The sequence below is a fragment of the Microbacterium sp. BWT-B31 genome (assembly GCF_041379855.1).
In the GTDB taxonomy this organism is placed as follows: Bacteria; Actinomycetota; Actinomycetes; order Actinomycetales; family Microbacteriaceae; genus Microbacterium.
In genome coordinates this window covers 100,060-117,348 of record NZ_JBFECU010000002.1, presented here as the reverse complement: position 1 = coordinate 117,348, position 17,289 = coordinate 100,060, and the positions used below count along the sequence as shown (strand labels likewise).

The 17,289-nt window shown below is 71.6% G+C and carries 15 protein-coding genes; 11 read left to right on the top strand and 4 right to left on the bottom strand.

All coding sequences use genetic code 11. The annotated features are described in order from the left end of the window. Positions 1–99 precede the first annotated feature (99 nt). Entirely contained in the window at positions 100–918 is an 819-nt protein-coding gene (locus AB1K54_RS03205; protein ID WP_371201264.1) for a sulfurtransferase, read from the bottom strand. A gap of 189 nt (positions 919–1,107) precedes the next feature. Here AB1K54_RS03205 and AB1K54_RS03200 point away from each other — a divergent pair, with 189 nt between their 5' ends. The 11 genes from AB1K54_RS03200 to AB1K54_RS03150 all read left to right on the top strand — a co-directional run bounded on the left by AB1K54_RS03200 (position 1,108) and on the right by AB1K54_RS03150 (position 13,369). Further along, on the top strand, positions 1,108–2,052 hold the full coding sequence (locus AB1K54_RS03200; RefSeq protein ID WP_371201263.1) for a zinc-binding alcohol dehydrogenase family protein: 945 nt from the start codon (positions 1,108–1,110) through the stop codon (positions 2,050–2,052). Positions 2,053–2,109: 57 nt separating this feature from the next. Further along, complete coding sequence (locus AB1K54_RS03195; RefSeq protein ID WP_371201262.1) at positions 2,110–3,432, top strand: O-acetylhomoserine aminocarboxypropyltransferase/cysteine synthase family protein; 1,323 nt, start codon at positions 2,110–2,112, stop codon at positions 3,430–3,432. An 85-nt stretch (positions 3,433–3,517) separates the two neighbouring features. After that, on the top strand, positions 3,518–4,516 hold the full coding sequence (locus AB1K54_RS03190; protein WP_371201261.1) for a Gfo/Idh/MocA family protein: 999 nt from the start codon (positions 3,518–3,520) through the stop codon (positions 4,514–4,516). Beyond that, positions 4,516–5,391 (top strand): NYN domain-containing protein, encoded by an 876-nt coding sequence (locus tag AB1K54_RS03185; RefSeq protein ID WP_371201260.1) that lies wholly within the window; start codon positions 4,516–4,518, stop codon positions 5,389–5,391. Before AB1K54_RS03190 ends, AB1K54_RS03185 begins: the two co-directional genes overlap by 1 nt. 91 nt (positions 5,392–5,482) lie before the next feature. Further along, complete coding sequence (locus AB1K54_RS03180; RefSeq protein ID WP_371201259.1) at positions 5,483–6,670, top strand: ROK family transcriptional regulator; 1,188 nt, start codon at positions 5,483–5,485, stop codon at positions 6,668–6,670. A gap of 26 nt (positions 6,671–6,696) precedes the next feature. Further along, positions 6,697–7,743, top strand: coding sequence for a sugar ABC transporter substrate-binding protein (locus tag AB1K54_RS03175; RefSeq protein ID WP_371201258.1), 1,047 nt, complete (start codon positions 6,697–6,699; stop codon positions 7,741–7,743). A gap of 76 nt (positions 7,744–7,819) precedes the next feature. Continuing rightward, positions 7,820–8,665 (top strand): ATP-binding cassette domain-containing protein, encoded by an 846-nt coding sequence (locus AB1K54_RS03170; protein WP_371201469.1) that lies wholly within the window; start codon positions 7,820–7,822, stop codon positions 8,663–8,665. Further along, entirely contained in the window at positions 8,662–9,870 is a 1,209-nt protein-coding gene (locus AB1K54_RS03165) for a sugar ABC transporter permease (RefSeq protein ID WP_371201257.1), read from the top strand. The genes AB1K54_RS03170 and AB1K54_RS03165 overlap by 4 nt, the downstream gene beginning before the upstream one ends. A gap of 160 nt (positions 9,871–10,030) precedes the next feature. Next, positions 10,031–11,140, top strand: coding sequence for a sugar ABC transporter substrate-binding protein (locus AB1K54_RS03160; RefSeq protein ID WP_371201256.1), 1,110 nt, complete (start codon positions 10,031–10,033; stop codon positions 11,138–11,140). Between the two features lie 154 nt (positions 11,141–11,294). Further along, positions 11,295–12,107 (top strand): ATP-binding cassette domain-containing protein, encoded by an 813-nt coding sequence (locus AB1K54_RS03155; RefSeq protein ID WP_371201255.1) that lies wholly within the window; start codon positions 11,295–11,297, stop codon positions 12,105–12,107. Further along, complete coding sequence (locus tag AB1K54_RS03150; RefSeq protein WP_371201254.1) at positions 12,104–13,369, top strand: sugar ABC transporter permease; 1,266 nt, start codon at positions 12,104–12,106, stop codon at positions 13,367–13,369. The genes AB1K54_RS03155 and AB1K54_RS03150 overlap by 4 nt, the downstream gene beginning before the upstream one ends. 82 nt (positions 13,370–13,451) lie before the next feature. Here the strand turns inward: AB1K54_RS03150 and AB1K54_RS03145 are convergent, their stop codons facing one another. The 3 genes from AB1K54_RS03145 to AB1K54_RS03135 form a co-directional block, all read right to left on the bottom strand. Then, positions 13,452–14,138 (bottom strand): NAD-dependent deacylase, encoded by a 687-nt coding sequence (locus AB1K54_RS03145; protein ID WP_371201253.1) that lies wholly within the window; start codon positions 14,136–14,138, stop codon positions 13,452–13,454. Positions 14,139–14,517: 379 nt separating this feature from the next. Beyond that, positions 14,518–16,077 carry an ATP-dependent DNA ligase gene (locus AB1K54_RS03140; RefSeq protein WP_371201252.1) on the bottom strand — a complete coding sequence of 520 codons (1,560 nt, stop codon included), beginning with the start codon at positions 16,075–16,077 and terminating at the stop codon, positions 14,518–14,520. A gap of 55 nt (positions 16,078–16,132) precedes the next feature. Continuing rightward, positions 16,133–17,113, bottom strand: coding sequence for an epimerase (locus AB1K54_RS03135; protein WP_371201251.1), 981 nt, complete (start codon positions 17,111–17,113; stop codon positions 16,133–16,135). Positions 17,114–17,289: the final 176 nt, after the last annotated feature.

Here is a 17,289-nt window from a genome sequence, read left to right as displayed (position 1 = left end):
CCAGGTCGGCCCGGCAGAGGAGTCGAACCGTCACTGCCGACGCGGTGGTCGTCCGATGGCGCCGCTGCGTGCGGCGACGCTCGCAGTCCGGCGGTATCGTCAGCGCTCGACCGGGTTCGTCGGGTCGGCGCTCCACGCCGACCACGAACCGACGTACAGCCCCGCGTCGATCCCGATGGCCGCCAGCGCGAAGACGATGGCGGATGCCGCGACGCCGCCGCCGCAGTAGGCGCCGATGTCTGCTCCGCCGGTCACGCCGAGCTCTTCGGCCCACACGCGCAGCGCGTCGTCGTCGATGAGCAGGCCATCACGGAAGAGGCCGGATCCTGGTGCGTTGACCGCGCCCGGAATGCGCCCCGCCTCGAAGGCCGATGCGGGGCGGGCGTCGACGAGCACGCCCGAGGCTCCGAGCTCGCGCGCCGCCGACGCGTCCAGCGTTCGCGCGCCTGGGATGGACCACACGCGCACGTCGTGGCCGCGCGGATCGTCGCCGTACGCCTCGGCAGCGTCTGCGGCATCCGTGTGCGCCTGAGCGTGCCGGCCCCACACCGAGGCGCCCCCGTCGAGCACGCGCACATCCGAGACGCCCGCGGCGCGAAGCACGAACCACGCGCGGGTCGCGACGGTCACGTCCTCGGGTGTGCTCGCGGCGACCACGACGGGTGTCGTCGGGTCGATCCCCCAGCGGCGCAGAGTGTCGGCGAGCGCGTCGCCCCGCGGCAGCGGAAAGCGCCCGCCCTCGGCCGTCGGCGGGCCGGCGAGATCGCGGCCGAGAACCGCGACGCGAGCTCCCGCGATCGTTGCGGGAGCATCCTCGTCGCCGCGGCGCGCTTCGACGACCACGACGTCAGACGCGCGCACATCCGACGAAGAGACGAGCACCGCGTCGCGCGCGGTGCTCAGTGAGATATCGGGCATAGCGGCAGGCTAGCGACCGGGCGACGATGCCGGCGCACCGTGTCGGGATATTGCCCCCGGTTGCGCCGCGTTTCGGCGACACCGGCCTCAGGCACGGGCTCCGGGCCCGTATGAGCCCGGGGATCACGCCCCTGGCGCCGGTCGTCGGGCAGCCGGGACCGCGGTCCTCGCGGCGCTAGCGTAAAGACCATGCCCCACGCGATCGTCTACACCGAGTTCGGCGCACCCGAGGTGCTCACCCTCGTCGAGATCGAGGCGCCGCCGCCCGGGCCGGGCGAGGTCGCCGTGGCCGTCGAGGCGGTCGGCGTGAACCCGATCGACGGCAAGCTGCGCAGCCGCGTGCGGCCCTCGCCCGACATCACCGCGCCGCGCCGCATCGGCACCGACGCCGCGGGAGTCGTCACCGCGCTCGGCGAGGGCGTCGAGGGACTGCGCGTCGGCGACCTCGTGGCCGTGTTCGGCGCGCCCGGCGCGTACGCCACCGACCTCGTCGTGCCCGCCTCGCACGCCCACCGGCTCCCGCCGCTCGTCACGGCGGCGGAGGGCGCGGCGATCGGCGTGCCGGTGGGGACCGGCTACCAGGCCCTGCGCTCGCTCGATGTCGGCACGGGCGACACGCTGCTCGTGCACGGCGGATCCGGCGCGGTCGGCCAGGCGATCATCCAGTTCGCGACGCTGTGGGGTGCGAAGGCGATCGCGACCTCGTCCGCGCGTCGGGCAGGCCGCGTCCGCGCGCTCGGCGCGACGCCCGTCGCCTACGGACCGGGCCTGGCAGACCGCGTGCGCGCGCTCGCCCTGCACGGCGTGACGGTCGCGATCGACGCGGCCGGAACCGATGAGGCCCTCGACGTCTCGGCCCTGCTGGTCACAGACCGCGCGCGGGTCGCGACGCTCGTGAGAGGGGCGGATGCCTCGGCCCGCGGCATCCGTGCTTTCGGCGGCGGCTCGCCCGAGCCGCTCACCCCGCAGCAGCTCGCGTGGCGCGCCGAGGCGATGCCGGTGGTGCTGGCCCTGCTCGCGGCCGGGCGCTTCTCGATCGAGATCGGACCGACGCTGCGGCTCGCCGAGGCGGCGGAAGCGCATCGGCTGCTGGAACAGGGCGGCGTCGACGGCAAGATCGTGCTTGTGCCGTAGCGAAACGCGTGGACACACTCGTCGTTCGCACGGCGCCCGCAGCGCGATGATGGGACCATGACGACGTCCGAGCCCGCCAACCCCGGCTTCGCCACCCGGCAGGTGCAGTCCGGCTTCACCACGGCGATCGCGCAGAACACCGCGGTCGCCCCGATCTACCAGACCACCGCGTACGAGTTCGCCTCGCTCGCCGACGCTCGCGACCTGTTCGCGCTGCGCAAAGCCGGCAACCTCTACAGCCGCAACGCCAGCCCGACCCAGCTCGTGCTCGAGGAGCGCGTCGCCGCGCTCGAGGGCGGACGCGCCGCCGCGGCGGTCGCCAGCGGCCAGGCCGCCGTCGCCGTGACCCTTCTCGCGCTCGCCAAGAAGGGCGAGCACGTCGTCGCGGCGCGCCAGCTCTACGGCGGCACGGTCGACCTGCTGCAAGAGACCTTCGCCGACTGGGGCATCGAGGTGACCTTCGTCGACCAGGACGACCTCGACGCCTGGCGCGCGGCGGTGCGCCCCGAGACCCGCGCACTGTTCGCGGAGTCGATCACGAATCCCATCGCGCAGGTGCTCGACATCCGCGCCGTCGCCGACATCGCGCACAACGCCGGCGTGCCGCTCATCATCGACAACACGGTCGCCACCCCCGCCCTCGTGCGTCCGGGCGAGCACGGCGCCGACATCGTCGTGCACTCGGCGACGAAATACCTCGGCGGCCACGGCACCTCGATGGGCGGCATCGTCGTCGACCTCGGCACGTTCGACTTCGGCGCCGAGCCCGACCGCTGGCCGCAGCTCACCAAGCCGTACGCGCGCGTGGGCGACATCGTGCTGTGGGACCGCTTCGGCCCCAACGGCTTCGCGCTGGTCGCTCTCATCAAATCGAAGTACGTGCACGATCTCGGCCCGTCGATCTCGCCCTTCAACGCGTTCCAGATCCTGCAGGGCGTCGAGACCCTCGACCTGCGCATGGCGCGGCACAGCGCGTCCTCGCTCGAGATCGCCCGGTTCCTCGACGCCCACCCCGCCGTCGCCCGCGTGCACCACCCGCTGCTCGAGACCTCGCCCTGGAACGCCCTGGCCCGTCGGTACCTGCCGCGGGGCGCGGCATCCGTCTTCGCCTTCGATCTGGTTCCCACCCCAAACGCCCGAGCCGATTGGGATCTCGTGCAGCGGGTCGTCGACGGCCTCGACGTGGTGAAACTCGTCGCCAACATCGGCGACGCCCGCAGCCTCGTCGCGCACCCGGCGTCGATGACCCACAGCCACCTCTCGCCCGCGCAGTTGGCCGAGTCGCTCATCACCCCGACGACGATCCGCCTCTCGATCGGCCTGGAAGACCCCGCCGACATCGTCGCCGACCTCGCCCGGGCGCTCGACGCCGCCGGCTGACCCGTTGCCGGCGCCGGTCGCGCCGAGGGGCCGGTGAACGGATGCCCCGCCCGCGCGCCCCGCCGGATCGCTACGCTCGGGAAGCATGACGACCCCTGAAAAAGGCCTGCGCTGGGGCATCCTCGCCGCGGGCGGCATCGCCTCGCTCTTCACGAAAGACCTGCGCACCGCCGGCCTCGACGTCGCCGCCGTCGGCGCTCGCCGCCCGGGGGCGGCCGCCGAGTTCGCGGCACGGTTCGGCATCCCGCACGCGCACGAGTCGTACGAGGCGCTCGCAGAAGATCCCGACGTCGACATCGTGTACGTCGCCACGCCGCATCCGCAGCACGCCGCGAACGCGATCCTCGCGCTCGAGCACGGCAAGCACGTGCTGGTCGAGAAGCCCTTCACGCTCAACGCGGCCGAGGCCGCCCGCGTGCGCGACGTCGCCCGCGAGCGCGGGCTGCTGGCGATGGAGGCGATGTGGACGCGGTACCTGCCGCATATGGTCCGCATCCGCGAAATCCTCGCCGCCGGCACGCTCGGCGACGTGCGGGCGGTGTTCGCCGACCACACCCAGCGCATCTCGTCCGATCCGCTCCATCGCATCAACGCGCTCGAACTCGGCGGCGGGGCCCTGCTCGATCTCGGGATCTACCCGATCTCGTTCGCGTGGGACGTGCTCGGCGCGCCCCTCACCATCGCCTCGGCCGCGCACCTGGGCCAGACGGGCGCCGACAACGAGGTCGCCACCATCTTCACGCACGCAGGCGGCGCGATCTCGACGTCGATCTCGGCGTCTGGCTCGGCGGGACCGAACACCGCTCACATCGTCGGCGTCGACGCGCGCATCGACATCGACCGGGTCTGGTACAACGCGACCTCGTTCCGCGTCACCGCTGCAGGCGGCACGGTGCTCGAAGACTACGTGTCCGAGGTCGAGGGGCGCGGCATGCAGTACCAGGCGATCGCGGCCGAGGGCATCATCGCGGCGGGACGCACCGACAGCGACCTGCTGCCGATCGACGAGACCGTCGCGATCATGGGCACCCTCGACGAGGTCAGGCGCCAGATCGGGCTGCGCTACCCGTCGGAGGCGAACTGATGGCCGAGGGCACGCCGCGCGTGGCAGTCTACCTCGACTTCGACAACATCGTGATGTCGTGGTACGACCGCGTGCACGGGCGCAACGCCTACTCGCGCGATCGGCAGCGCATCGCCGGGGCCCCGACCGACCCCGAGGTCGCCGACCGCCTCGCCCGAGCGACCGTCGACGTCGGCGCGATCATCGACTACGCGGCATCCTTCGGCACCCTCGTGCTCACCCGCGCGTACGCCGACTGGTCGGCACCGGTCAACTCCGAGTACCGGTCGCAGCTGGTCGCGCGCGCCGTGGACCTCGTGCAGCTGTTCCCCGCGGCCGCGTACGCCAAGAACGGCGCCGACATCCGGCTCGCCGTCGATGCCGTCGAGGACATGTTCCGCCTGCCCGACCTCACGCACGTCGTGATCGTCGCGGGCGACAGCGACTACGTGCCGCTCGCCCAGCGCTGCAAGCGCCTCGGGCGCTTCGTGGTCGGGGTGGGGGTCGCCGGCTCCACCGCCAAGTCGCTCGCGGCCGCGTGCGACCAGTTCGACTCCTACGACGCGCTGCCAGGGGTGGCGCCGGCCCCGCAACAGGCGCAGGAGGCAGAGAAGAAGGATGCCTCGGCCCCGCGCCGCCGCACGAAGAAGCCGTCGACCGACCCGACCGAGGACCTGCTCGAGCGCGCCCTGCGGCTTGAGAGCGACAAGGAGGGCTCGGACTGGCAGCACGCCTCGGCTGTGAAGAGCCTCATCAAGCGCCTCGATCCGTCCTTCAGCGAAAAGGCGCTCGGGCACAAGAGCTTCTCGGAGTTCGTCAAGGCCCATCCCTCCGTCGCCGAGGTCGACGAGTCCGGCAACATCGTGCAGATCCGCCTCGTGGCCGACCGGCGCTGACCGTCCGCGCGGCCGGGAAGGGGCATCCGTCGCCTTTCTCCCCGTGGATTCCCACGAGCCTCGAATATGCGCCTTCGGGTACAGTGGCGATGTGGTAGGCCGGAACACTCCCCCCGGCTCGCAATCCTCACTGAGAGAGGCGAACCGGGCGCGCATCGTCGACTCGCTCAAGCGCAGCGGGCGGTTGACGCAGATCGAGCTGGCCGGCAGCACGGGCCTGTCGCCTGCCACGGTGTCGAACATCGTCAAGGAGCTGACGGCGTCCGGCATCCTGCACACCTCGTTCACGTCGCGCAGCGGCCGCCGCGCGACCCTCGTCTCGCTCGCCCGCGAGGTCGGCCTCGTCGCGGGCGTGCACTTCTCGACCCGGCAGCTGCGCATCGCGATCGCCGATGCCACCCGCACGACGGTCGCCGAGACGGTGATCCCGCTCGCCCCCGGGCATCGCCACGACGCCGAACTCGACCGGCTGAGCATCCTGCTGTCCGAGATGCTCGAGTCGCTCGGCCGCTCGCTGGGCGACCTGCTCGCCGTCGGCGTGGCACTTCCCGCCCCGATCGACCCGCGCACCGGCATGGTGTCGACCCCCGGGCTGCTGCCCGGGTGGCAGGGCGTCGACGTCGCCGAGAGCCTCAGCGCCCGCATCGGGCGCCCCGCGTACGTCGACAGCGAAGCGAACCTGGGCGGACTCTCCGAAGCCCGCGAAGGAAGCGGGCGCCTCGCCTCGTCGTCGGTGTACATCCGCGTCGGGCACACCATCAGCGCGGGGCTCCTCGTCAACGGCGACCTCTTCCGCGGCGTGAGCGGCAAGACGGGACAGATCGGGCACATGACGATCGACGAGAACGGCCCGATCTGCCGCTGCGGCAACCGCGGGTGCCTGGAGACGTACGCCGGCGGCCCGGCGCTGCTCGCGCTGTTCCCCGAGAGCGAGGGCATGCAGCGGCTGGGCGACCTGCTCGCCGCAGCCGACGCGGGCGTGGGCAGCGCGCTGCGGGTGATCGCCGACGCCGGCCGGCACATCGGCATCGCCGCGGCGAGCCTGTCCAACCTCTTCGACCCCGAACTGATCGTCGTCGGCGGCGAGCTCGCCCAGGCGGGCGAGATCCTGATGGCCCCGATGCGGCACGCGCTGGAGCGGTCGGCGCTGGCCGCGGTGAGCGGTCTGCCCGAGATCGTGGGCGCGTCGTTCGGCGAGTGGGCCGAGACCCGCGGAGCCATCGCGATCGCGCTCGACCACGTGAGCGTCGACGCCGACGTGATCGCCTTCACGGCGTAGAGCGCCCCCGAGCTGCTGAGCCTGCCGTGAGAAGACCCTTCGCCATCGCCATCGTCGCCGCCCTCCTGCTGGGCGTGCTCACCGCGTGCGTGCCCGGGTCGGGCTCGAGCGCGGGGTCGATCGGGCTGCTGCTGCCCGACAAGAAGACCGCCCGCTACGAGACGTTCGACCGCCCCGTCTTCGAGCAGCGCGTCGCCGAGCTGGGCGACTACGACGTGCTCTACGCCAACGCCGACCAGGACGCCGCGAAACAGCAGCAGCAAGCCGAGTCGATGCTCACCGCGGGCGTCGACGTGCTCGTGCTCGACCCGGTCGACGCCAAAGCGGCCGTCACGATCGTGAACGCCGCGAACGCCGAGAGCGTGCCGGTGATCGCCTACGACCGCCTGATCGCCGGCGGTGAGCTGGCCTACTACGTGTCGTTCGACAACCGACGCGTCGGCCAGCTGCAGGCGACCGCCCTGGTCGATGCGCTCGAGGAGCGCGGCACGCCGGATGGCGGCATCCTGATGGTCAACGGCTCCCCCACCGACAGCAACGCCGCGCATTTCCACGAGGGCGCCATGAGCGTGATCGCGCACAGCGGGCTGCGAGTGCTCGCGCAGTACGAGACGCCCGACTGGAGCCCCGACAAGGCGCAGGCATGGGTGGCCGGGCAGATCTCGCAGTTCGGCGACGACATCGCCGGCGTCTACGCGGCCAACGACGGCACCGCCAGCGGTGCGGTCGCGGCCCTGCGCGCCGCGAACGTGTCGCCCTTCCCGATCGTGACCGGGCAGGATGCCGAGCTCACGGCGCTGCAGCGGATCGTGAGCGGCGACCAGTACATGACCGTGTACAAGGCACTCAAGCCGCAGGCCACGCGCGCGGCCGAGGTCGCCGTCGATCTGCTGAACGGGCGCACCGTCACGGGCGAACTCGACGTGGACGGCACGCCCGCGACCCTGCTGGATCCGGTGGCCGTCACCGTGGACGACATTCTCGACACCGTCGTGGCCGACGGCTTCTGGAGCATCTCCGATATCTGCACCCCCGAGTACGAAGCCGCGTGCCGGGCTGCGGGCATTCTGTGACCGCGTCTGTGAGGATGGTCGCGTGAGTACCGCAGGTCCCTCGCGCGCGGGCCGCGCCCGCGAGCGCGTGCTGACGATGCGCGGCATCGGCAAGCACTTCGGCGCGGTCAAGGCCCTCACCGACGTCGACTTCTGGGTCAACGAGGGCGAGGTCGTGGCCCTCGTCGGCGACAACGGCGCGGGCAAGTCGACGCTCGTGAAGGTGCTGGCGGGAGTTCACACGCAGGATGCCGGCACCGTCGAGTTCGACGGCGACGAGGTGACCATCGCCAGCCCCGCCGACTCGCAGGAGCTCGGCATCGCCACCGTCTTCCAGGACCTCGCGCTGTGCGACAACCTCGACGTCGTGGCGAACCTGTGGCTCGGGCGCGAGGTGACCCGCGACGGACGCCTCGACGAGGTCGACATGGAGCAGCGCACCTGGACGCTGCTGCGCGAGCTCGCCGCGAAGATCCCCTCGGTGCGCATCCCGGTGGCGTCGCTGTCGGGCGGCCAGCGCCAGACCGTCGCGATCGCGCGGTCGCTGATCGGCGAGCCGCGCGTGGTGATCCTCGACGAGCCGACCGCCGCGCTCGGCGTCGCCCAGACCGCCGAGGTGCTCAACCTCATCGAGCGCCTGCGCGAGCGCGGGCACGGCGTGGTGCTGATCAGCCACAATATGGCCGAGGTCATGGCGGTGGCCGACCGCATCGTGGTGCTGCGCCTGGGCCGCAACAACGGCGAGTACAACGCCGCCGACGTCACCAGCGAGACGCTCATCGCCGCGATCACCGGCGCGATCGACAACACCGGCGCCCGCCGCCCGCACGCCGCGACGGCCGCTGCCTCGCCCGATCCGGATCCCGAGCCCGAGTCCGCAGCGACGGTGATCCCGCTCACGCCGCGGGACCGCCGGCGCCCGCGCCGCCGGAGCGACTCGTGAGCGGCGACGAGGCTCAGGCGGAGGGACTGCGCGGCTCGGCGCAGCGGCTGTGGGCGCGCATCCGCGGGGGCGACCTCGGCCCCCTCCCGGTGATCGTGGGCCTCGCGGTGATCTGGACCGCGTTCCAGGTGCTCAACCCCGTCTTCCTCTCCAGTCGCAACCTCGTCGACCTCACGATGCAGTGCGCGTCGATCGGCACGATCTCGCTCGGCGTGGTGCTCGTGCTGCTGCTGGGCGAGATCGACCTGTCGGTCGGCTCGGTGTCGGGGCTTTCGGCGGCGATCCTGGCGGTGGGCTTCGTGCAGCTGCAGTGGCCGCTGATCGTCGCGCTGGTGGCCGCTGTGGCGGTCGGATGCCTCGTGGGCCTGCTGTACGGCTTCCTCCACGCCCGCTTCGGCCTGCCGAGCTTCGTGGTCACGCTGGCGGGTCTTCTCGGGTTCCTGGGGCTGCAGCTGTGGGTGCTGGGCGAGACGGGCTCGATCAACATCCCGTTCGACTCGTGGATCGTCCAGTTCGCGCAGCAGTGGTTCCTGCCGCCGTGGGCGTCGTACGCCGTCGCGACGCTCGCCGTCGGGGCGTACACCTGGTCGCTCGTGCGCCGTGCGCGCCGCCGCGCGCGGGCGAACCTCGAGAGCCAGAGCTACCGCGAGATCTCGGTGCGCGCGGGGGTGCTGCTGGCCTGTCTGCTGCTGGCGTCGTGGTACCTGAATCTCTCGCGCGGCGTCGGGGTCATGTTCCTGTTCTTCGTCGTGCTGGTCGTGACCACCCACCTCGTGCTCACCCGCACGAGGTGGGGTCGCGCCGTGTACGCGGTCGGCGGCTCGGTCGAGGCGGCGCGGCGCGCCGGCATCCGTGTCGATCGCATCTACCTCTCGGTCTTCGCGCTGTGCTCGAGCCTGGCGGCCGTGGGCGGCATCATGGCCGCCGCGCGCCTGGCCGCGGCCAATCAGAGCTCGGGCGGCGGCGACACGAACCTCAACGCGATCGCCGCGGCCATCATCGGCGGTGCGTCGCTGTTCGGCGGGCGCGGAACGGCGTTCGCGGCCCTGCTCGGAGTGTTCGTCATCCAGTCGATCTCGTCGGGGCTGACCCTGCTCAACCTGAACTCGTCGGTGCAGTTCATGGTGACCGGCGCGGTGCTCGCGCTGGCCGTGATCGTGGACTCGATCTCGCGTCGCACGCGCGCCGCGACGGGTCGGGCCTGATCGAATCGTTTCGTTCCTGAATTCAGGCCGCGAACGCCCATCGGCGGAGACCAAAGCGTTATGTTCAAGACTTGACGCCAACGTCATCCGACGTTGAAGATCGTCATGACGCGACATGCACCATGTCTCGCGATCGCGATTCGACGACGAAAGGCGAATGATGAAGAAGTCATCACTGCTCGCTGTGGCCGCACTCAGCGGCACGGCGGCGCTCCTGCTAGCCGGCTGTGCCGGCAACGGCGGCGGCGACTCCACCGACGGCGGCGACGCCGCCAGCACCCGCGCGTGCGTGATCCTGCCCGACGCGGCCTCGTCGCCGCGCTGGGAGAACTTCGACCGCAAGTACCTCGAAGACGGCCTGACCGCAGCGGGCTTCGAGGTCGACATCCAGAACGCCCAGGGCGACGTCAACAAGTTCTCGACCATCGCCGACCAGCAGCTCACGCAGGGCTGCGGCGTGATGCTGCTCGTGGACTACCAGGGGGCCGCCGAGGCCGTCGCCGCCAAGGCGTCCGCCGAGGGCATCCCGGTCATCGCCTACGACCGTCCGTTCGCGGGCGCCGACTACTACGTGTCGTTCGACAACGTCGAGGTCGGTCGTCTGCAGGGCCAGACCGTGCTCGACGGCCTCGAGGCCAAGGGCGTCGCCCCGGCCGACGCGGTCGTCGTCTACATCGGCGGCGACCCGACCGACGGCAACGCCGCGATGTTCCACGACGGAGCGGTCGAGGTCATGGAAGCCGCCGGCATCACGCCTGCGGCCGAGCCTCCGGGGGCGTGGGACCAGGCGAAGTCGCAGACGAACTTCGAGCAGGCGCTGACCTCGCTCAACGGCAAGGTCGACGGCGTGTGGGCGGCCAACGACACCAACGCCGCGGGCGTCATCAAGGTGCTGCAGGACAACAACCTCGGAGGAGTCGCTGTCTCCGGCCAGGACGCCAACGTCGCGGGCCTGCAGAACATCCTCGGCGGCTGGCAGACCGCGACGGTCTACAAGCCGGTGAAGCTCGAGGCCGAGGCCGCCGTCAAGGTGGCAGTCGCCCTCCTCAGCGGTGAGGACGTCCAGACCGACGCCACACTCGACGACGGCACGCCCTATGTGCAGGTCACGCCGGTCCTGGTCGGACCCGACGAGGTCAACGACGTCGTCAGCGCCGGAGACGCGCCGTTCGACGAGGTCTGCACCGGGACCATCCCCGACCTGACCAACCCCGACACGCAGGTCGAGCTCGCCACGCTGTGCGAGGCGCACGGCGTCGTCGAGCCGTAGGAACGCATCGACGAGGGAGCGCCGCGTCAGTCTTGACGCGGCGCTCCCGCACGATCCGCCGCGTGATGCGGCAGGCCGGGTCCGCCGCTCGTCGGGTCCGGTTGGCCGCCGGTCTGCGATGCGGGTCTTCGTCAACGATCGCAAGGAAGCGAGCATGTCAGACACACTCACTGCAAGTGCAACGGAGCCGATCATCGAGTTGATCGGCGTGAAGAAGTCCTTCGGCCCGGTGAGCGTCCTCAAGGGCGTCGACCTCAAGGTCTACCCGGGCAAGGTCACCGCCCTGGTGGGCGACAACGGCGCCGGCAAGTCCACCCTCATCAAGGGCCTCGCCGGGGTGCAGCCCTACGACGAGGGCGAGGTGCGCATCGACGGTGAGCACCGCGACCTCCACGCGCCGCGCGACGCGTCGAGCCTGGGCATCGAGGTCGTGTACCAGGATCTCGCCCTCTGCGACAACCTCGACATCGTCCAGAACATGTTCCTCGGTCGTGAAGAGCTCTCAGCCGGCACGTTCGACGAAGGCCGCATGGAGAAGGACGCCTCCGACACGCTGCGCTCCCTCTCGGTGCGCACGGTGCGATCGGTGAGGCAGAAGGTGTCGAGCCTGTCCGGCGGTCAGCGCCAGACCGTCGCGATCGCCCGCGCCGTCCTCAAGAAGGCGCGCGTGGTCATCCTCGACGAGCCCACCGCCGCCCTCGGCGTCGCCCAGACCGAGCAGGTGCTGAACCTGGTCGAGCGTCTGGCCGCACAGGGCGTCGCGGTCATCCTCATCAGCCACAACCTCGCCGACGTGTTCGCCGTCGCCGACGACATCGCCGTGCTCTATCTCGGACAGTTGGTCGCGCAGATCCCCGTGGCCGAGACCACGCGCGACGACGTGGTGGGTTACATCACCGGCACCAAGACCATGGGGGTCGACATCATCGAGACGTCCACGCTTCGCACCGAGGGAGGGCCGCAATGAGCACCGCCACGACCAAGGCCAGCCCCGACCCCATCGCCGGCGACCTCATCGGCAGCGGGGTCGAAGGCGGCCTCCTCGACCAGGTCCAGGCCTGGTGGCAGCGCGTCCGCTCGGGCGACATGGGAGCCCTCCCCGCCATCGGCGGACTCGTCGTGCTCGGCGTGCTGTTCTCGATCCTGAGCCCGTTCTTCCTCACCGAGCGCAACTTCGCGAACCTGCTCAACCAGGCCGCGACCCTCGTCGTGCTCGGCATGGCCCTCGTATTCGTGCTGCTGCTGGGCGAGATCGACCTGTCAGCGGGCGTCACCGGCGGCGTCGGCATGGCGCTGTTCGTCGTGCTGAACAGCGCCTGGGGCATCCCGTGGCCTCTCGCGCTGCTGATCGGCTTCGGCTTCGGGTTCCTCACCGGCGCTTTGATCGGCTTCTTCGTCGCGAGGGTCGGCATCCCATCGTTCGTCGTGACACTGGGTCTGTTCCTGGGATTCCAGGGTCTGGCCCTCGTGATCATCGGCCCCGGCGGCCTCTACCGCCTGCAGGTGCCCGAGCTCATCGCGATCCAGAACGGCAACCTGCCCCCGTGGGCGGGCTGGGTGATGCTCGCCATCATGATCGTCGTGTCGGCCGCCACCTCGTTCTGGGACCGCGCGCGCCGCACCCGTGCGGGCGTGCCCAACCGTGCGATCTCGCTCGTGTTCATCAAGCTCGCCGTCATCGCGGTGCTCGGCGGCGTGGTCGTGTACGTCCTCAACCAGAACCGCGGCCAGTCCGTGGTCGAGGTCGCGGGCGTGCCGATCATCGTGCCCGTCGTGCTCGTCATCCTGTGGATCGGCACCTTCGTGCTCGACCGCACGAAGTTCGGCCGCTACATCTACGCGATCGGCGGCAACGCCGAGGCCGCACGTCGTTCGGGCGTGAAGGTCCGCTGGATCAAGTGGTGGGCGTTCGTGATCTGCTCGAGCCTTGCCGTCTTCTCGGCGCTGCTCAGCGTGGCGCGCGTCGGCTCGGTCGATGCGACCGTCGGGCGTGACATCGTGCTGTCGGGTGTGGCCGCGGCCGTCGTCGGCGGCGTCAGCCTGTTCGGCGGCAAGGGCCGGCTCATGCACGCGGCCATCGGCGCCCTCGTGATCGCCACGATCACCAACGGCCTCGGTCTGCTGAACCTGCCCGCCGGAATCAACCTGCTCGTGACCGGCGGCGTGCTGATCCTCGCCGCGACGGTCGACGCGCTGTCGCGACTGCGGTCGGGCGGCACAAGGGCGTAGCGAAGGGGAATCGCGCGGAGGCGCCGGGTGTGGAATGCCACGCTCGGCGCCTCGTCCTATCCCGCCGCGGGGCCAGTGGCGCTCAGGTGAGCACCGTCTCCACCCAGGCGGGCACCACCTCGGTCGCGAGCCCCGCGCGGACGACGTCGAACGGGACGGCGCCCGAGGTCGGCTCGAGGTTGAGCTCGACCGTCCGGGCGCCGAAGGCAGAGGCGAGCGCGACGTACCCGGCGGCCGGATAGACGTTGCCCGAGGTTCCGATCGACACGAACACCTCGCATCCGGTGACCGCGCGTTCGATGCGGTCGAGCTCATACGGCAGCTCGCCGAACCAGACCACATCGGGTCGCAGCATCCGCTCCCCGCATGCGGGGCAGGCCGGGGCGTCGACGAGATCCGCGAGCCATCGCGGCCGCGCCCCGCACGAGGTGCACAGCGCGCGGTTCAGTTCGCCGTGCATGTGCACGAGGTTGCGCGTGCCGGCACGCTCGTGCAGATCGTCGACGTTCTGCGTCACGACGAGCACATCGTCGCCGAGCACCTGTTCGAGGCGGGCGAGCGCATGGTGGGCCGCGTTCGGAACGACGGATGCCGTCGCCCGCCGCCGCGCGTCGTAGAAGCGCTGCACCGTGTCGGGGTCGCGCACGAAGGCTTCGGGGGTCGCGACATCCTCGACGCGGCGCCCCTCCCACAGCCCGCCCGCGTCGCGGAACGTCGCAACCCCGCTCTCGGCGGAGATCCCCGCTCCGGTGAGCACGACGATGCGCATGCCCTCCATTCTCCCGCCCGCAGCGCCCTCGGCGCGCTCGTGGGATTCGTGGCGTTCGAGGGTTGCCCAGATCAGGACACGCGGCCCGACACAGGATGATCCGTCGCGAAGCATCCTGCTTCCGGCCACATCCCCTGCTCTCGGCACGCGCCCCCGCACGGATGCCACCGCCGACGACCCCTCCGCGCCAGCAGGCCCCCACCCAGATCAGGACATGCGGCCCCGCACAGGACGATCCGCGGCGAAACGTCCTGCATTCGCGACATCCTCCTGATTTCGACGCGCACAGCACGGAGCACCGCGCACAGCACGGAGGGTCGCGCGCACCGACGGGCGAAGGGCACGAAGCGGCGAAGCCGCCGGCGACGGATGCCGCAGCTCAGCGCAGCAGCGCGCGCAGCGTCTGGATCATGTCGGCGTCGGCGGGAGACTTGTCGGGTCGGTAACCCTTGACCCGCGCAAAGCGCAGGGCGACGCCGCCGGGGTAGCGCGTCGAGCGCTGCACGCCGTCGATCGCGATCTCGACGACGGTCTCGGGCCGCACGTGCACGGCATACGCCGAGCGGTGGGTCTGGATCGTCGGAAAGAAGTCGGTCTGCCACCGCAGCAGTTCGTCGGTGAGGCCCTTGAACGTCTTGCCGACCATCACGAAGCCGCCCGGCTCGCCGAACTCGCCGGCCGCGTCGAGCGCGCCCAGGTGCAGGTTCGACAACTGCCCCGTGCGGCGACCCGACCCCCATTCGACGGCGAGCACGACGAGGTCGTAGGTGAGCACGGGCTTGACCTTGATCCAGCTCTTGCCCCGCCGGCCCGCGGCGTAGGGCGAGTCGATCCCTTTGACCACGACGCCTTCGTGCCCGGCGGCGAGCGCCTCGCGCGACAGTCGCTCGGCGGCGCCGGCGTCGGCCGTCACGATGCCGGGCACGCGCCACGGCCCCGCGACGGCCTCGAGCACGGCCTGCCGCGCGCAGAGCGGCTCGTCGATGAGGTCGCGCCCGTCGGCGTGCAGCACGTCGAAGAACCACGGCCGCAGCACGAACTGCGGTGCCGTCTCGGACCCGAAGCGCGCCATCGTGTCTTGGAACAGCCGCGGACCGCCGTCTTCGTCGAGCGACAGCGTCTCGCCGTCGAGAATGAGCCGCTCAGCCGGAAGCCCCCGCACGATCTCGACGATCTCGGGCACGCGAGCTGTGATGTCGGCGAGGTTGCGCGTATAGACGCGCACGCTGTCGCCGTCGCGATGCACCTGGATGCGGGCGCCGTCGAGCTTGTATTCGACGGATGATCTCGAGACACCTGCCTCGCGAGCACTCGATCCGGCGGCCTCGCCCGCGGTCGCGATCGCCGCGGCCACGGTCGCCGCGGTCGACGCCAGCATCGGCAGCACGGGCCGCCCGACCTCCAGCCCGACGGCGTCGAGCGCACCGGCGGGTTCGGCCAGGGCGATGCGGGCGGTGGCGCCGAGGTCGCCGGCGAGCATCGCGGCGCGGCGGACGGCGGCGGCACCCTGCCCCGACGCCTGCGCGATGGCATCGAGCAGCACGCCCTCGAGCGCTCCGGTGCGCAGTTCGCCGAGGATGACGCGTGCCACGAAGTCCCACTCGCGGGTGGTCGCGCGCGAGGCGAGCGCCTCGAGCGCTCCGCGGCGGGCGGCGACCGAGCCGGCACCGCCCGCGGCCGCGAGTTCGTCGAGCGCCGCGTCGACATCGAGCACCGTCAGCGACGGCACGTCGGCGTGGCGGGTGTCGAGCGCCGACAGGCTGCGCCAGCCCACACCGATGCGCCCCTGCCGCGGGCTCGCGGTCAAAAACCCGACCGCCGGCACGATCTCATCCGGCGCGAGCCGCGACAGCAGCCCCGCGAGGGCCTCGGTCTTGGCGAGGCGCGAACGCGTGCCCGCGACCACGTCGACGGTGCCGACCACCTCCGAGAGCAGCATCCTCGGATTCTCGCACCGACCTCCGACATGCGGGGCGGTGCGAGCGCAGGCGCGGTCACCGTCGACGGATGCCGCGCCACACGTTCCGCAGGGCAGGCTCGAGCGACGGCCATGCGAAGTCGTACCCGGCGCCGGTCAGCACGCCCGGCAGCACCCAGCGGCTCTTGAGCACGAGTTCGGGCTCGGTGCGCAGCGCCCACATCGCGGGTTCGAGCATGACCCGCCACGCGGGGAGCCCGACCGGCATGCCCACGACACGGCGAAGCGTGGCCATGAGCGTGCGGTTGTCGCTCGGCGCGGGCGCTGCGAGGTTGACGGGCCCCTCGATGCCGGGATGGTCGCGCACGAATCGCACGGCGCCGACGACGTCGTCCAGGTGGATCCAGCTGAACCGCTGGCCGCCCTTCGAGCGGTGCCACGGCGCACGCCCGTCGCCGGTCGGCCTGGGGCCGATGCCGCGGTAGCGCCGATGCGAAAACCACCACCCGTCGTACTGCGGGCCGCCGAGCCCGAGTCGGGCGAGCCGGAACAGCATGCCCGTCGCGGGGCCGTCGCCGAGCACGATCGCCATGCGCAGCGCCACGCGTCGCGTCTGCGGCAGCTCACCGGCGAAGAACTCGTCCTCCCACGCGCGGGCGACATCAACCGAGAAGCCGGTGCCGAACTCACCGCCCGTCTCGGTCTGCGGCCGGTCGAGGGCGTAGCGGTAGATCGTCGCCGTGCTCGCGTTCAGCCACAAGGACGGCGGGGACGAGGCATCCGCCACCGCCTCGCGCAGCGCGCGTGTCGTGGCCAGGCGAGATCGCAGGATCTCGTCGCGGTTCGCGTCGGTGTAGCGGCAGTCGACGCTCTTGCCGGCGAGGTTCACGAGCAGATCGGCGCCGTCGACGGCCCGGCGCACCGCGTCGGGGGCGTCCCATCGGGCGTCGGTGCCGTCGCGGCCGATGAGCCGCAGCTCGTAGCCGTCGTCGGCGAGGGCGCGCCGCAAGGCAGTGCCCACGAAGCCGGATGCCCCGGCCAGCGCCGCCACCGGCATCAGCGCTCCCCGCCTCGGAGCACCGGCTCGGCGAGCGGTGCCGCAGCACGGCTCATGCGGCGTTCACCAGGCGCATGTCCTCGGCGAGCGCCGACTGGCAGAAGCAGTCCCCCCAGAACCACACCTCGGCAGCCCCCGCCGCCTCGACGGCCGCGGAACGACTCGGGCCGATTCGG

What these genes read in the sequence shown, in the direction of transcription:
- AB1K54_RS03205 (WP_371201264.1), bottom strand. Translation starts at nt 918, where the DNA reads ATGCCCGATATCTCACTGAGCACCGCGCGCGACGCGGTGCTCGTCTCT.
- AB1K54_RS03200 (WP_371201263.1), top strand. Translation starts at nt 1,108, where the DNA reads ATGCCCCACGCGATCGTCTACACCGAGTTCGGCGCACCCGAGGTGCTC.
- AB1K54_RS03195 (WP_371201262.1), top strand. Translation starts at nt 2,110, where the DNA reads ATGACGACGTCCGAGCCCGCCAACCCCGGCTTCGCCACCCGGCAGGTG.
- AB1K54_RS03190 (WP_371201261.1), top strand. Translation starts at nt 3,518, where the DNA reads ATGACGACCCCTGAAAAAGGCCTGCGCTGGGGCATCCTCGCCGCGGGC.
- AB1K54_RS03185 (WP_371201260.1), top strand. Translation starts at nt 4,516, where the DNA reads ATGGCCGAGGGCACGCCGCGCGTGGCAGTCTACCTCGACTTCGACAAC.
- AB1K54_RS03170 (WP_371201469.1), top strand. Translation starts at nt 7,820, where the DNA reads ATGCGCGGCATCGGCAAGCACTTCGGCGCGGTCAAGGCCCTCACCGAC.
- AB1K54_RS03160 (WP_371201256.1), top strand. Translation starts at nt 10,031, where the DNA reads ATGAAGAAGTCATCACTGCTCGCTGTGGCCGCACTCAGCGGCACGGCG.
- AB1K54_RS03155 (WP_371201255.1), top strand. Translation starts at nt 11,295, where the DNA reads ATGTCAGACACACTCACTGCAAGTGCAACGGAGCCGATCATCGAGTTG.
- AB1K54_RS03150 (WP_371201254.1), top strand. Translation starts at nt 12,104, where the DNA reads ATGAGCACCGCCACGACCAAGGCCAGCCCCGACCCCATCGCCGGCGAC.
- AB1K54_RS03145 (WP_371201253.1), bottom strand. Translation starts at nt 14,138, where the DNA reads ATGCGCATCGTCGTGCTCACCGGAGCGGGGATCTCCGCCGAGAGCGGG.
- AB1K54_RS03140 (WP_371201252.1), bottom strand. Translation starts at nt 16,077, where the DNA reads ATGCTGCTCTCGGAGGTGGTCGGCACCGTCGACGTGGTCGCGGGCACG.
- AB1K54_RS03135 (WP_371201251.1), bottom strand. Translation starts at nt 17,113, where the DNA reads ATGCCGGTGGCGGCGCTGGCCGGGGCATCCGGCTTCGTGGGCACTGCC.